Below are 15,738 nucleotides of genomic sequence, written 5' to 3' on the forward strand. Positions count from 1 at the left end.
TATTACCCACTAGTGGGTAATTGTGCTTTTGTTGCGACTATCGTCTGCTTGCGGGTGGATTCCCGCGCACTTATTCTCTTTTGCAAAACGGCTTGAGGAGGCCGAAACAAAAGGGGAGGAGCAATGTCAGTTTTGCTGGCGTTGTCGCGCGCTATTGACGCGGCCAATAATTTCATCGGAAAAGCAGTATCCTGGCTGATACTCGTGGCGGTGCTGATCAGCGCCATCAATGCGGTTTCGCGCAAGCTTTTCAATCTCAGTTCCAACGCATGGCTGGAAGCGCAGTGGTATCTGTTTTCGGCGGTTTTCCTGATCGCCGCCGGTTACACGCTGCTACACAGCGAGCATGTGAAGGTCGATCTGCTCTACAGCCGTTATTCGCGCCGCACCCAGCTGCTGGTCGAGATTTTCGGCACTATCGTCTTCCTGCTGCCCTTCTGCCTCATCACGATCTATCTTTCATGGCCCATTGTGGAAGCGAAGTTCGCCAGCGGTGAAACCTCCAACAATACAGGCGGGCTGGTTCTCTGGCCTGTCTGGACGCTGATCCCCATCGGTTTCGGACTCTTGGCGCTGCAAGGCCTGTCCGAACTCATCAAACGCATTGCCATTCTGCAAGGGCGTCTACCGGACACGGTGGCGGCTGAAGACGCAGAAGCCCAAGCGCTCTGAGGGGGACGGATATATGGTTGCTTTCTTCGCGGAAAATCTCGCGCCGCTGATGTTCCTCTCGCTGATCGTCGTGCTTTTGCTCGGCTATCCGGTGGCTTTTGCGCTTGCCTTTGTCGGGTTTGCCTTCGGTTTCGTCGGCATCGAAATGGGGCTTTTGCCGGTCAATCTGTTCGGGGCCATACCCGACCGCATCTTTGGCCAGATGTCGAACGAAACCCTGCTCGCCATTCCTTTCTTCACCTTCATGGGGTTGATATTGGAGCGAAGTGGTATGGCCGAAGACCTGCTCGACACGATCGGGCAGTTGTTCGGCCCCGTGCGCGGTGGCCTGGCCTTTGCGGTGATTATCGTCGGCGCACTTCTGGCGGCCACCACTGGCGTCGTTGCCGCTTCGGTGATTTCGATGGGCTTGATCTCGCTGCCGATCATGCTGCGCTATGGTTATGACCGCAAAGTGGCAAGCGGCACTATTGCCGCTTCCGGCACATTGGCGCAGATCATTCCGCCGAGCCTCGTTCTGATCGTTCTCGCCGACCAGCTCGGTCGGTCGGTCGGGGATATGTATAAGGGCGCGCTCGTGCCGGGCCTGATGCTGGTCGGCTTTTATTGCGCCTACATCATCGGCATGTCGATCCTGCGGCCTCAGACTGTTCCAGCCTTGCCGTTGCAGGCCCGCACCTTGAAGGGGTGGAAACTGGCGCAGCGCGTGGTGGTCTCGCTCGTGCCGCCGCTGGTGCTGATCTTCCTCGTTCTTGGCACGATCTTCATCGGTGTCGCTACCCCCACGGAAGGCGGCGCAATGGGCGCGGTCGGTGCGCTTCTGCTTGCGATCATCAATCGCCGCCTGAACATGAAGATGCTGACCTCGGCGCTTTACGCCACGGCGAAGCTTTCGTCTTTCGTCATCTTCATTCTGCTTGGCGCACGTGTGTTTTCGCTCACCTTCTACGGTGTCAACGGTCACGTCTGGGTTGAGCATCTGATGACGTCGATTCCCGGCGGCGAAGTCGGCTTCCTGATCGTCGCCAATATTCTCGTCTTCTTTCTGGCCTTCTTCCTCGATTATTTCGAGCTGGCCTTCATCATCATCCCGCTTCTGGCGCCGGTTGCCGACGCACTCGGCATCGATCTCGTCTGGTTCGGCGTCATGCTGGCGGTGAACATGCAGACATCGTTCATGCATCCACCGTTCGGCTTCTCCCTGTTCTATCTGCGCTCGGTGGCGCCGTCGCGCGCCTATAAGGACAAGGTAACGGGAGCCACGATCCAACCGGTCACGTCGGGCCAGATCTATATGGGGTCAATCCCGTTCCTGCTGATCCAGCTGGTGATGGTCGCGATCATCATCGCGTTTCCCGGTATCGTTACCCATTACAAATCCGGCCATCCGGTCGCCGATCCGTCGACGATCCAGATCAACGTGCCGATGCCGGGTGCGGATGGCGGCAATCCGTTCGGCACTGCGCCCGCCCCATTCGGTGCGCCTTCGCCGTCCACGGACCCGCTGCCCGCCCCATCGTTCGGATCGCCGCAGCCAAGCTTCGGACAACCGGAAAAGCCAGCGCAGTAACCGAGGGGAGACCAGTTTTCGCGCGGGTTACAAGTGAAACAGTTTTGGAGGAGGAAAACATGAAACAGGATTTGAACCGCCGTACATTTCTAACCAAGGGGGCGGCCATCGGCGCCGCCGCCGCCACAAGCGGTGCGGCGCTGGCCACACCGGCAATCGCAGATGAATTGCCGAACATACGCTGGCGTCTGACATCGGGCTTCCCGAACAATCTAGACACGATCTATGGCGGCGCGGTCTTTATGGCCAATGCTCTGTCGAAGATGACGGACGGCAAGTTCCAGATACAGGTGTTTCAGGCGGGCGAACTGGTGCCCGGTCCGCAGGCTATTGACGCGGTGCAGGCCAATACCGTCGAAATCGCCCATACCTGCGGCTATTATTTCACCGGCAAAAACCCGGCTTTCGCCATCGGCACCGCTATTCCCTTCGGCATGAACACGCGCCTGCAAAATGCATGGCTCTATCATGGCGGCGGCAATGAGCTTTATAACGAATTCCTTTCCGATTACGGCGTTGTCGGTATCGTCGGCGGCAACACCGCTGCACAGATGGGCGGCTGGTATCGCAAGGAAATCAAGAGCCTCGAAGACCTGAAAGGTTTGAAGATGCGCATTGCCGGTGTGGCTGGTGAAGTCATGTCGCGCCTTGGCGTCGTGCCGCAGCAGCTGCCCGGCGGCGACATCTATCCGTCGCTGGAACGCGGAACCATCGATGCCGCCGAATGGGTCGGCCCGTATGACGATGAGAAGCTCGGCTTCTACCAGATCGCGCCTTACTACTACTATCCGGCTTTCTGGGAAGGTGGCGCTTCGGTGCATTTCTTCGTCAACAAGCAGCAATATGAAAGCCTGCCGGAAGCCTACAAGGTGGCGCTGAACACCGCCGCTCAGGCTGCAACGCAGAACATGATTTCGCTCTATGACGTGAAGAACACCGGTGCAATCCGCTCGCTGGTGTCGAAGGGCGTAAACTTGCGGCCTCTCCCGCGTGACGTGCTGGATGCCGCTTACAAGGTCACTTTCGATCTCTACGCTGAATATACCGAAAAGAACCCGGCCTGGGCGAAGATCTATCCGAGCTGGAAGAAATTCCGCGACGAGGGTTTCGAGTGGTTCCGCGTCGCCGAATATACCTATGACAGCTATGTCTATGCAGCGCAGGCGGCGGGTAAATAGGGTAGCGTCAAGCCTGTTGAACTTAGAGAAGGGGTCGGTTTACCGGCCCCTTTTCCATTTGCGCATGCATGACAGTGCCCCGTGCTTGCCCCTCGCGGAACTATGCGCCTATATAACCCACCAGTTGGTACATTTTAAAAGGCGGCCAGACGATCACGATGGACAGCGCAGTCGAGCTTGCACAGGCCCGCGCGGGACGGAAAAACGATCCCGACAGCACCAGGGAAAACATCCTTGAGGTCGCGACCGAAGAATTCGTTCGGGCGGGTTTTTCCGGCGCGCGTGTTGATACGATTGCCGAGAAGACCAAGACGTCGAAGCGGATGCTCTATTATTATTTCGACAACAAGGAAGGGCTTTATCTGGCTGTGCTGGAGCGCGCCTATGCCAAGATAAGGGCGCTGGAAAGCCGCCTTCAGCTTCAGGATTTCGAGCCGGAAGAAGCGATGCGGCGGTTGATCGAGGCCACATTCGATCATGACGACGCCAATCCCGATTTCGTGCAGTTGGTCAGCATCGAGAACATCCACCGCGCCGAGCATCTGAAGAATTCCAGCGTTTTCCAGCGCACCAATTCCGGCGTGATCGGGATCATTGCCGAGATTCTGGCGCGCGGGGAAACACGCGGTGTATTCACCCGCAAGGTCGATCCGGTCGATCTGCACCAGATGATCAGCGCCGCCTGTTTTTTCCGGGTCGCCAACCGGCACACATTTGGCGCGCTTTTCGACCGGGACCTCATGGCCGATGAGTACCGAACGCGACATCGTCAGCTTATCGCGGATATGATCCTGGCCTACCTGAAATCGTGAGGCTCTATAGCGGTTCCGGTTGAAACGGAATCTTTGGACCGCTCTAAATATTTGTTTTCACGCGTTATCCGACGCATCGAAGCGGGATCAGAAATCAGTCCAGTGGACTGATTTCCCCGCGTAGGCGTTACGCACTTTTGCTGGAAATGCTCAAAGCACATTCAATTCGGTGTGCATTGCAAAAATAGTCGCCATGTCCGATTGACGTTACTAACCAGTTCGTACATTTTCAAAAACAAGAAACCTGCCGTGCGAAAATGGCGGGACGATAGGGGTGGAGTTTAAATTCCGTGACGGAAACAGTGACGCGGTCGGTTCGCGTGGGCTTGATTGGCAGCGGCATCGGTGCCTCTCGCACTCCAGCCATGCATATGCATGAAGGGCGCATGAACGGCATCGATTACCGCTATGACCGATTCGATCTTTCGGTGCTGGGCGTGGGCGTTGAGGCTTTGCCGCAGCTGATGGATCAGGCGGAGAAAGACGGGTTTGCAGGGCTCAACATCACCTATCCCTGCAAACAGGCGGCGATTCAGTTTGTCGATGAATTGTCGCCCGATGCGGCGGCACTCGGCTCGATTAATACGGTGACATTCAAAAACGGTCGCAGAACCGGCTATAACACCGACTGGTGGGGCTTTTCGCAGGGCTTCCGGCGCGCTTTGCCCGATGCCCCGGTCGACAATGCAGTATTGATCGGTGCCGGTGGTGCGGGTGTTGCGGTTGCGCATGCATTGGCGACAATGGGCGCGCGAAACGTGCAGGTTTTCGATTTGGATGCCGCCCGAACCGAAGCGCTGATTGCGCAACTGGCGCCGAGGCATGAGGCTTGCCGGTTTGTATCAGGCGGGGATATCGCCGCCGCGCTGGAAGTTACCGATGGGCTGGCCCATGCCACGCCGACCGGAATGGCCAAGCACCCCGGCGTGCCTTTGGATACGGGTCTGCTGACGCCACGGCATTGGGTGGCGGATATTGTTTATTTCCCGCTTCAGACGCAGCTTCTGGTCGAAGCGGCAAAGCGCGGATGCAGCATCGTCAACGGCGGCGGCATGGCCGTTTTTCAGGCGGTCGGCGCGTTTGAATTGTTCACGGGTCTGACACCCAATGTCGATCGCATGATCGAGCATTTCGGCACTCTCGGCGAGGGCGGCGGTATCTAACGAAACGGCCCGCATGAAGCGGGCCGTTTTTGTTTGCGTAGCGCTTACTCCGCTGGCTCCAGCTGCGGCATCGCATCGGTGATGGCGGGGGTGCCAGCCAATGCGGCGGCAAGCTTGTCCTGATCCAGCTCGTTTTCCCAGCGCGCAACAACGATGGTGGCGACTGCATTGCCAACGAGATTGGTCAGGGCGCGGCATTCCGACATGAAACGGTCGATGCCGAGGATGAGCGCCATACCGGCCACAGGCACAGCCGGGACGACCGACAAGGTCGCGGCCAGCGTGATGAAGCCCGCGCCGGTTATGCCAGCGGCACCCTTGGAGCTGAGCATGGCCACCAGCAGGAGCAGAATCTGGTCGCTCAACGACAGCGGAATATCTGTCGCCCGCGCGATGAAGAGGGCAGCAAGCGTCATATAGATATTGGTGCCATCGAGATTGAACGAATAGCCGGTGGGAATGACGAGGCCGACAACCGAGCGTTTGCAACCTGCCTTTTCCATCTTGTTCATCAGGGCAGGCAGAGCCGCTTCCGATGAGGAGGTGCCCAGCACGAGCAGCAACTCTTCCTTGATGTAACGGATCAGAGCGAGAATGGAGAAGCCGTTATAGCGCGCCACCGCACCCAGAACGACGAGCACAAAAAGCAGCGAGGTGAGGTAGAAAGTGCCGATCAGCATGGCGAGATTGGCGATGGAACCAATGCCATATTTGCCGATGGTGAAGGCCATCGCGCCGAAAGCGCCGATGGGTGCGGCTTTCATTAGGATCGACACCAGCTTGAAAACCGGTGCGGTCAGCACATGCAGGAAGTCGGTGACCGGCTTGCCGCGGTCGCCCACAAGCGCAAGCGAAATACCGAACAGGACCGAGAAGAACAGCACCTGCAGAATGTCACCTTCCGCAAAAGCGCCGACAATCGTCGTCGGGATGATGTTGCTGAGGAAGCCAGTAATGCTCTGCTCATGCGCCTTGGTGGCGTAGTCGGCCACGGCCTTTGGGTCGAGAGAGGCTGGGTCGATATGCATGCCAGCGCCCGGCTGCACGACATTGGCCACGACGAGACCGATAATCAGCGCCAGCGTGGAGAAGGTGAGGAAGTAGATCATCGCCTTGCCAGCAACGCGCCCCACGTTCTTCATGTCGGTCATGCCAGCAATGCCGGTCGCGACCGTCAGGAAGATGACGGGCGCGATGATCATCTTCACCAGCTTGATGAAGGCGTCGCCCAGCGGCTTCAGCTGCGTGCCAAGTTCGGGATAGAAATGGCCGAGCGTGATACCGGCGGCAATCGCCACCAGTACCTGAAAATAGAGATGCTTATAAAGCGGGATGCGGCCGCGCGGCTCATCCGCCGTGCCAGTCGGAACTGCAATCATTGTGTCCTCCATTTGGCTCAGTCTGGATCGCGTCCAGCCTCCCGAGCCTTTCAGTCCTGGATTTCAGCGGCGCTCAACCGCTGTTGGAGGTTCTAATTGCAATGTCCGTGCCAAGTTTGTGAGCGCGTACTTATCCGATTGAAAACTATGGATATTATACCATGGGCAGGGGTAGCGTTACTCAGTATTGTGTGAATTTTTACACATTCTTCTTTTCAATTTGTGCGAAATATCGCACATTGATTTGATGAACAAGTTGGTGTCCCCAATCATTGATGAAGCGGATCTGCGAGCCGCCAATCGCCGGGCCTGGGCTCTGTTTGCGCTCATCTGCGCCGTGTTCTTCGCGCTGGCATTCTGGCTGGTTGGCAACACGGCGCATGAGCGCGCCGTCGAGGACTTGAGCGAGCAGACGCGCATTGATGCCAATCTGAATACAGCGCTGCTGCGCGCTGTTCTCGACAAGCAACGCGCCTTGTCGCTTGTGCTTTCAAAGGATCGGGAGCTGGCGTCGGCACTTCTGGACAAGACGGTGGCGACGATAGACCCCGCAAACCGAAAGCTGGAGACGCTCGCGGATGGCACGCAGGCGGCGGTGATCTATCTGGTGGGGATGGACGGGATCGCGATTGCGGCCAGCAACTGGCGCGAGCGGGACAGCTTTGTCGGCAATGATTACAAGTTCCGGCCCTATTTTCGGGATGCCCTGACCAATGGCGGCGACGAATATTTTGCGCTCGGCAATGTGAGTTTCCGCCCCGGCCTTTATATCTCGCGGCGCGTCGATGGGTCTTCGGGCCCGCTCGGCGTCATCGTCGTCAAACTGGAATTCGACGATCTGGAGCAGGACTGGCGCAATGCGGGCCGTCCGACTTTCGTGACCGACGAACGCAACATCGCGCTGATAACCAGCCTTCCGTCCTGGCGCTTCATGACCATAGGCCGCATCGGTTTGGAACAGTCTCAATCTATTCGTGACAGTCTGCAATTCGGCGATGTGCCGCTGCAACCCTTGCCGCTGTCTATGAAGGCGGTGGGCGAGGGCGATGTGCTTTTGATGAATGCGCAAATGCCCGGCGAGGGGCGCAGCACGCAGTTTCTGGCTATTCATTCCACGGTGCCGTCCACGCCCTGGCAGATGTACAGCATGGCGCCGACAAAGCCGCAGATTCCAGGCGCGGTGCGCGAGGCGCGGCTGATTGCCTTCATCATTCTGGCGGCCATTGCGACCATCGCCGGGATGTTGTTGCGCAGGCGGCAGAAGGTGGTGGCGCGCATCGCAGCGGCAGCGCGCACGCAACAGGAACTGGAGCAACGCGTAGAAGAACGCACCCGCGATCTCAGTCTTGCGCGAGACCGGCTGGAAGCTGAAATCAGCGACCACCATCGCACGGAATCCATGTTGCAGGGCGTGCAGCAGGATCTCGTCCACGCTAACCGTCTCGCCATTATGGGGCAAGTGGCGGCGGGTGTTGCGCATGAGATCAATCAGCCGGTCGCGACGATAAGGGCCTATGCGGACAATGCGAAGACGTTCATCGAACGAAAGCGGCTGGAGGCCGCAACCGAGAATCTCGATGAAATCGCCGCGCTGACCGATCGTATCGGCACTATCACCGGCGACCTGAAGGCCCTTGCCCGCAAGGGACGTTCACCTTCGGAGCCGACACCGCTCAGTCAGGTCATATCGGGCGCGCTTGTGCTGCTGCGCAGCCGTTTTTCCGGTCGGATGGATCAACTGGATATCGAATTGCCGCCGCCCGATCTGCGCGTTGTCGGACATTCGCTTCGGCTGGAACAGGTGCTCATCAATCTGTTCCAGAACGCGCTGGAGGCGGTGGAACTCAAAGGCAATGACGGACGCATCGAAGTGCGCGCAACAGAACAGCGCGAGACGGTGCTGGTCACCGTGTCCGATAACGGACCGGGCATGCCGCAGCATATTCGCGACAACCTGTTTTCGCCCTTCAATACATCGAAGGAAAAGGGCCTCGGCCTTGGTCTGGTGATCGTCAAGGAAATCGTCACCGATTATGGCGGAACCATATCTGCGGAAAGCAGTGCCGACGGCACAGTCTTCCGCGTCGAATTGAGAAAAGCATGATGAACCCTCCTCACTCCGTTATCCTGGTCGATGATGACAGGGCATTGCGCCGCGCCACCCGGCAGACACTGGAGCTTGCCGGTTTTTCCGTCGCCGATTATGGCAGTGCCGTGGACGCGCTGGCCGATGTGACGGCGGATTTTGACGGCGTGATCGTATCCGACGTGCGGATGCCGCAGATTGATGGGCTGCAATTTTTTACGCGGATCAAGGGCATCGATCCCGATCTGCCGGTGATCCTCATCACCGGTCATGGTGATATTCCGATGGCGGTTCAGGCCATTCAGGATGGCGCCTATGATTTTATAGCCAAGCCTTTTGCTGCGGACCGGCTGGTGCACAGCATTCGACGCGCCGGTGAAAAGCGCCAGCTTGTGCTTGAAAACCGCGCCTTGCGCGCCGCTGCAATCGACGCCGAAGGCGATCTGCCGCTGATCGGCCAGACGTCCGTGATGGAAAACCTGCGCCGCACACTGCGCGATATTGCGGATACAGACGTGGATGTGCTGGTGGCGGGCGAAACCGGCAGCGGCAAGGAGGTCGTGGCACAACTGCTGCACAATTGGAGCCGCCGTCGCAAAGGCAATTTCGTTGCGCTCAATTGCGGCGCGCTGCCGGAAACTGTGATTGAAAGCGAATTGTTCGGCCATGAGGCGGGTGCCTTCACCGGCGCGCAGAAAAAGCGGCTGGGACGCATCGAACATGCAAGCGGCGGCACGCTGTTTCTCGACGAGATTGAAAGCATGCCAGCCGCAACGCAGGTAAAACTGCTGCGCGTGCTAGAAATGCGGGAGATTACCCCGCTCGGTACCAATGAAATCCGCCCGGTCGATTTGCGCGTGGTGGCTGCCGCGAAGATCGATCTCGGCGATCCGGCGCAGCGCGGCGATTTTCGTGAAGACCTTTACTATCGGCTCAATGTTGTGACGCTATCGATACCGCCGCTGCGGGAGCGCCGCGAGGACATTCCGCTGCTTTTTGCGCATTTTTTGACGCGCGCGGCAAAGCGCTTCAATCGCGATGTACCGGTGGTTGACGCCGCCACGCATCGCCATCTGATGAGCCATGTCTGGCCGGGCAATGTGCGTGAACTGGCGCATTTTGCTGACCGGGTGGCGCTTGGCGTCTCATCTTCCAATGGCGTAGGCCGTTCCGTGGCGGATGATCAGGAACCTTTGCCGAAACGTCTGGAGCGTTATGAAGAAACGCTGATCCGCGAAACGCTTGCCGCTCATAGCGGCAATGTGCAGGAAACGATCAAGGCGCTCGGCATTCCGCGCAAGACCTTTTACGACAAGATGCAACGTCACGGCATTACCCGCGCTGATTATCGAGCCAATGACTGACGTCAGAGCGCGTTTCGATCCGATTGTATCAGATCGGCACTCTAACTGTTTGTTTTAACACACATCTTATCCGAAAACCGTTTCACACTTTTCGGGATGTGCTCTAAAATAAAGGAGAGCGGGTTCCTCCCCAAGAACCCGCTCTCCAGATGCATCGCCCCCCGCTTCGGTGCGATGCTTGTTTTGTCGGCCTAACTATTAGCTGTCTATATTTTTCTTGCAAGCAAAACGTTACACAGTTTTGCGGGAATTGCCGCCGGTCAATTCTTGCCGGACAAGGCGCTTTCCAGAAGCTTCAGCGCGCCTTCCTTGGTAAGCTCAATCGGGTTGCCGCCAGCCGTCGGATCAACGATTGCCATCTCTGCAATCAGGTCCTTGCGAGCGCTGTCCATCTCCAGCCCTTTGATGAATTCCGGCAATGTGTCCGGCACGCCGAGGTCCTTGCGCAGTTTCATGATGGCAGCGACGAAGCCGTCGAATCCGCCCTTGATACCGAGATAATCCGCAAGGCGTTCAATCCGCTTTTCGATAGCGGCGCGGTTATGATGCAGCACATAGGGCATGAAAACGGCGTTGGTCATGCCGTGATGGGTGTCGTAGAGCGCGCCAATCGGGTGCGACAGCGAATGGATCGCGCCGAGCCCTTTCTGAAAAGCGGTTGCGCCCATCGCGGCTGCGGCCATCATATTGGCGCGGGCTTCAATGTCGTTGCCGTTGGCATAGGCCCGGGGCAGATTTTCGAACACAAGGCGGATACCTTCGAGAGCGATGCCATCCGCCATTGGGTGAAAGCCCGGCGCGCAATAAGCTTCAAGACAATGTGCCAGTGCATCCATGCCGGTTCCTGCCGTGATGAAAGGCGGCATACCGGTGGAAAGTTCGGGATCGGCAATGACCGTGACCGGGAGCATTTTCGGGTGGAAAATGACCTTTTTCGTGTGCGTCGCTTCATTAGTCAACACGCCCGCGCGGCCCACTTCCGAGCCGGTTCCAGCGGTGGTTGGCACGGCAATCACCGGCGCGATGGCGTTGCTGTCGGCACGGGTCCACCAGTCGCCAATATCCTCGAAATCCCAGACCGGGCGCGTCTGGCCCGCCTGAAAGGCGATCAGCTTGCCAAGGTCGAGCGCAGAACCGCCACCAAAGGCGATGACGCCATCATGTTTGCCGTCCTGAAAAACCTTGACGCCCGCATAGAGATTGCTTTCGACCGGGTTAGGCTTCACATCGGAAAAGACGCCATATTGCACACCTGCCGCATCGAGAACGGCCAGCGTGGAAGCAACCACGGGAAGTTTCGCGAGACCCGGATCTGTTACGAAAAGCGGGCGCGCGATACCTGCCGCCTTCAGAACAGCAGGCAGTTCCTTGATGCGCCCCGGCCCGAAAAGAACGGTGGTCGGGAAGTTCCATTTAGCGGTCAGTGTCGTCATATCGATTGCTTTCAAAGTGGGGCAGAACAGGGGTCAGATCAGATTTTTTCACGCAGGTGGAAGGATTTAGGCCGGGTCAGATTGCCGTATCCGATGGGCGAAAGGGAAGCGCCTTTGCCGGTATCCTTAACGCCGGTCCAGACAAGGCCCGGATCGAGATAGTCGCAGCGATTCATGAAAACAGTTCCGGTTTGGATGCGGTCGCCGAGCGTTGCCGCGCGGTCCGTGTCCGTCGTCCATAGCGAAGCGGTGAGGCCATAAATGCTGTCATTCATCAAAGCGAGCGCTTCCTGATCGTTGCGTACCTTCATGATGCCGACGATGGGGCCGAAACTTTCCTCGCGCATGACGCTCATCTGGTGATCGACATGGGTGAGTACTTCCGGCGCGATATAGGGTGAGCCGGCGACGTCATTTTCAACTTTCATGTTCACATGCGCCTTGGCACCCTTGCGCAGCGCTTCGGCCTTCTGCTCGCGGATAAGATCGGCAAAACGCGCCTGCGCCATGGGGCCGAGCGTTGTACCAGCGTCCAGCGGGTTGCCGACGACATATTGGCGGGTCAGATCGATGAAACCGTCCACGAAACGATCATAGACATCTTCATGCACATAGATGCGCTCGATGCCGCAGCAGCACTGGCCCGAATTGAAGAAGGCACCGTCCACCAGATTGGCGACCGCATGATCGAGATTGACGTCCGGCAGGACATAGGCCGGGTCTTTGCCGCCAAGCTCCAGCCCCATGGTCATGAAGGTGCCTGCGGCAGCCTTTTCAATCGCCCGTCCGCCGCCGACCGACCCCGTGAAATTCACATGATCGACCGTGCCGGAAGCCAGCAGTTTTTCGGTGGAGGCATGATCCAGAACCACATTCTGGAAAACACCCTTGGGAAGCCCCGCCTTCTCAAAGGCTTGGGCGAAGCGCTCGCCCGCCAGAAGCGTCTGCGTCGCATGTTTCAGGATGACGCTATTGCCCGCCATCAGGGCTGTGATTATGGTGTTGACGGCAGTAAGATACGGATAGTTCCACGGCGCGATCACCAGCACGACGCCAAGCGGCACATGTTTGACATAGCGGCGGAAACCGTCCTTTGGCGCGGGTAGATAAGGTTCCAGCGCTTCCGCGGCAATATCGATCATATACTGACCGCGCTCCTGCACGCCGCCATTTTCGCCGCCATAGCGAGTCGGGCGACCCATCTGCCAGGCAATCTCCGGCACGATTTCGTCCTGCATGGCGGCAAGCGCTGCAAGCGCGGCACGGCAATAGCGCGCCCGCTCCGCAATGCTCAGTTCAGCCCAGGCGGCTTGTGCCGTTCGCGCCGCCGCAACGGTGGACTGAATGGCGGCTTCGCTCAAAAAAGGGCGCTCGGCATAGACCGAACCGTCGATAGGCGAGATGATTTTCGCAGTGCCGCTCATTGGGCAGGTCCTTCATAGCTCATTCTGGATATCCATGGACGGTCAGTAGCGCTCGAAACCGCGATGCAATTCCCAATCGGTGACGCGGCGGTCATATTCGATCTGCTCCCAATGGGCGGTGTGGACATAATGGCTGACCACCTCCTCACCGAGTGCTTCCTTCAGGAAAGACGAGTTCTTAAGCGCAAGCGCTGCTTCGCGCAGCGTGTAGGGAATTTCCTTCAGCTTCACCGCGCCATAGGCATCGCCGACAAAAGGTTCTTCCAGTTCAAGCTTCTCATCGATCCCTTGAAGACCAGCAGCGATCAATGCCGCAAAGGCGAGATAAGGATTGAGATCGGCCCCGCCGATGCGGCACTCGATGCGAATGCCCTTGGTGCCTGCACCACAAAGCCGGAAACCTGCGGTGCGGTTGTCCTCGCTCCACATGATCTTGGTGGGCGCGAATGTGCCCGCCTGAAAGCGCTTATAGGAATTGATGTAGGGCGCGAGGAAATAGGTGTAGTCGGTTGCATATTTCAGCTGTCCGGCCACCCATGACCGCATCAGCGGAGTCATCGTATGTGGCGCCTTCGGGTCAAAGAACAGCGATTCCTTGCCGTCAGCGCTCCAGATCGAATTGTGCACATGGCTGGAACTGCCAGCCTTGCTGTAATCATACTTCGCCATGAAGGTGATGCATTTGCCATGCTGCTCGGCAATGTCCTTCATCGCCGTTTTCATGATCACATGCCGGTCAGCCATTTCCAGCGCTTCGGCATAGCGCACATTCAGCTCTTCCTGACCCGGACCCCATTCGCCTTTCGAATTCTCAACCGGAATTCCGGCTGCGGCTAGTTGATTGCGCATGGCGCGCAGGACCGGTTCTTCCTTGGTGGTGAGGTGGATCACATAGTCCTGCACATAGGGCGAGGCCGTTTCCATGGCCTGCCAGTGCTTGTTGCGGGCGGTCTTGTAGGTCTCGTCGAAGAGATAGAATTCGAGCTCGGAGGCAAAATAAGCGCGATAGCCGCGCTCTTGCAGGCGGGTGAGCTGCTTCTTCAAAATAGCGCGCGGCGAATGGGCGAGATCGTCATGGTGATGGTCCTGCACGTCGCAAAGAACGAGGGCGGTCTTTTCCAGCCATGGCGCAAGCCGGATGGTGGAAAGATCGGGTTTCATGACGAAGTCGCCATAACCCTTGTCCCAACCGGCGGCTTCATAGCCGGGCACCGGTTCCATGTCGATATCGTCGGCGAGGAGATAGTTGCAGCCATGCGTTTCGTCATAGGCGGATTCCACGAAGAACGGCGCATAGAAACGCTTGCCGATCAGGCGTCCCTGCATATCCACGATGCAGGCCAGAATGGTGTCGATCTCTCCGGCGGAAACGGCTGTTTTCAGCGCGTCGAAAGTCAATTGTCCGGCCATTTATATGCCTGCTCCTCAAAGCATGAAAGGATAGACCGGGATCGGAGACTTTCCCGTAAGCCTCCGATCCCTCGCTGGTTCGTTATGTTCACCGTCAGCTGTAGCGATACGGCGCTCCGGCATTGCGCATGGTTTCCTGATATTTCTTCAAAATGGCCACGACCTTGGCGTTGCGCTCGCTCTGCTTGGAAATGTCGTCCCAGAACTCCTGTGCCGCATCTTCGATCTGCTTCCATTCCGATTCCGGAATGGTGGTCAGTTCCAGCTTGCCGCCGGTAGTGCGGTAATGCGCTTCGCCCCACCAGTACCAATGCTGACGGTAGTAGTGCGAGGAATCCATCGCCAGCTTGAAGAGCGCTTTCAGGTGTTCCGGTACGGCATCCCACTTTTCGGTGTTGGCGAAATAGGAACCGGCCCATGCGCCGTTGATATTGTTGGTGAGGTAGTACTTGTTGATATCCGCCCAGCCAACGGTATAGGCCTCGGTCGCGCCGCACCAGGCCACGCCGTCGAGTTCGCCGGTCTGGATGGCGACTTCAATATCTTCCCATGGCAGCGTGACAGGCACCACGCCGAACTTGGTCAGGAAGCGACCGCCTGTCGGGAAGGTGAAGACGCGAAGGCCCTGCAAATCGGCAACGCTGCGGATCGGTTTTGTGGTGACGAAGTTGCAGGGGTCCCACGAACCGGCGCTCAGCCAGGTGACGCCGGGAATTTCCTTATAGGCTTCCTCCCAGATTTCGTTCAGCCCGTACCAGTTGAAGAGTGTCGGCACGTCGAGGCTATAGCGCGAAGCGAAGGGGAAATAAGCGCCGAACACCGCGACATCGACGGGCGATGCCATGGAATCGTCATCGCTTTGCGCGGCATCGATGGTGCCCGACTGCACGGCGCGGAAGAGTTCTCCCTGCGGCACCAGCTGGTCAGCGGTGTAAAGTTCAATTGTCATTTCGCCGTTCGCCGCCTTGTTGAAGGCGTCAATCGACGGCTTGATGACATGTTCGGCCAGTGCCGGGCCTGCATAGGTCTGCAATCGCCACTTGATCGGGCTTTGTGCTTTGACATAGGGCGTCGCAAGTGTGCTGGCACCCAATGCTCCAACCGTCGTCAGTCCGGCCTTCTTGAGAAAGTCACGTTTATTAAGCTTGTTATTCTCGCTCATGCCCATTCTCCCGTTTGTTTGAAGTTCACCCTTTCACATGAGCCGGGCCGGTCCATTCGGACTCTTGTCACCGGATTATTCGTAT

Annotated in this window: 12 protein-coding genes; 7 read left to right on the forward strand and 5 right to left on the reverse strand. The window is 57.9% G+C overall.

Annotated features, from left to right (window positions below):
* Positions 1-123 precede the first annotated feature (123 nt).
* From WIX40_RS07365 to WIX40_RS07385, 5 genes are all read left to right on the forward strand, one after another.
* Complete coding sequence (locus WIX40_RS07365; protein ID WP_109367162.1) at positions 124-672, forward strand: TRAP transporter small permease subunit; 549 nt, start codon at positions 124-126, stop codon at positions 670-672.
* 13 nt (positions 673-685) lie between these two features.
* A complete protein-coding gene (locus tag WIX40_RS07370) occupies positions 686-2,242 on the forward strand; it encodes a TRAP transporter large permease (RefSeq protein ID WP_109367163.1) in 1,557 nt (518 codons plus the stop codon).
* A gap of 59 nt (positions 2,243-2,301) precedes the next feature.
* Positions 2,302-3,420 carry a TRAP transporter substrate-binding protein gene (locus tag WIX40_RS07375; protein WP_109367164.1) on the forward strand — a complete coding sequence of 373 codons (1,119 nt, stop codon included), beginning with the start codon at positions 2,302-2,304 and terminating at the stop codon, positions 3,418-3,420.
* A 158-nt stretch (positions 3,421-3,578) separates the two neighbouring features.
* Positions 3,579-4,232: a TetR/AcrR family transcriptional regulator gene (locus WIX40_RS07380; RefSeq protein ID WP_339439592.1), complete on the forward strand. Its 654-nt coding sequence runs from the start codon at positions 3,579-3,581 to the stop codon at positions 4,230-4,232.
* A 290-nt stretch (positions 4,233-4,522) separates the two neighbouring features.
* Positions 4,523-5,395: a shikimate dehydrogenase gene (locus WIX40_RS07385; protein ID WP_109367166.1), complete on the forward strand. Its 873-nt coding sequence runs from the start codon at positions 4,523-4,525 to the stop codon at positions 5,393-5,395.
* A gap of 44 nt (positions 5,396-5,439) precedes the next feature.
* Here WIX40_RS07385 and WIX40_RS07390 read toward each other — a convergent pair whose 3' ends face one another.
* Positions 5,440-6,774: a dicarboxylate/amino acid:cation symporter gene (locus tag WIX40_RS07390; RefSeq protein WP_339439594.1), complete on the reverse strand. Its 1,335-nt coding sequence runs from the start codon at positions 6,772-6,774 to the stop codon at positions 5,440-5,442.
* A 247-nt stretch (positions 6,775-7,021) separates the two neighbouring features.
* Here WIX40_RS07390 and WIX40_RS07395 point away from each other — a divergent pair, with 247 nt between their 5' ends.
* Positions 7,022-8,878: a sensor histidine kinase gene (locus WIX40_RS07395; RefSeq protein ID WP_109367168.1), complete on the forward strand. Its 1,857-nt coding sequence runs from the start codon at positions 7,022-7,024 to the stop codon at positions 8,876-8,878.
* The gene (locus tag WIX40_RS07400) at positions 8,878-10,224 is read left to right on the forward strand and encodes a sigma-54-dependent transcriptional regulator (RefSeq protein ID WP_109367967.1); all 1,347 of its coding nucleotides are present in this window, start codon (positions 8,878-8,880) and stop codon (positions 10,222-10,224) included. The genes WIX40_RS07395 and WIX40_RS07400 overlap by 1 nt, the downstream gene beginning before the upstream one ends.
* Positions 10,225-10,484: 260 nt before the next feature.
* Here WIX40_RS07400 and WIX40_RS07405 read toward each other — a convergent pair whose 3' ends face one another.
* From WIX40_RS07405 to WIX40_RS07420, 4 genes are all read right to left on the reverse strand, one after another.
* On the reverse strand, positions 10,485-11,657 hold the full coding sequence (locus tag WIX40_RS07405) for an iron-containing alcohol dehydrogenase (RefSeq protein ID WP_109367968.1): 1,173 nt from the start codon (positions 11,655-11,657) through the stop codon (positions 10,485-10,487).
* 38 nt (positions 11,658-11,695) lie between these two features.
* Complete coding sequence (locus WIX40_RS07410; RefSeq protein ID WP_339439598.1) at positions 11,696-13,081, reverse strand: aldehyde dehydrogenase family protein; 1,386 nt, start codon at positions 13,079-13,081, stop codon at positions 11,696-11,698.
* A 42-nt stretch (positions 13,082-13,123) separates the two neighbouring features.
* Entirely contained in the window at positions 13,124-14,491 is a 1,368-nt protein-coding gene (locus WIX40_RS07415) for a glutamine synthetase family protein (protein WP_109367170.1), read from the reverse strand.
* Between the two features lie 94 nt (positions 14,492-14,585).
* On the reverse strand, positions 14,586-15,653 hold the full coding sequence (locus WIX40_RS07420) for a TRAP transporter substrate-binding protein (protein WP_109367171.1): 1,068 nt from the start codon (positions 15,651-15,653) through the stop codon (positions 14,586-14,588).
* Between the last annotated feature and the right edge of the window lie 85 nt (positions 15,654-15,738).

The organism is Ochrobactrum teleogrylli, from assembly GCF_037482325.1.
GTDB lineage: Bacteria > Pseudomonadota > Alphaproteobacteria > Rhizobiales > Rhizobiaceae > Brucella > Brucella teleogrylli.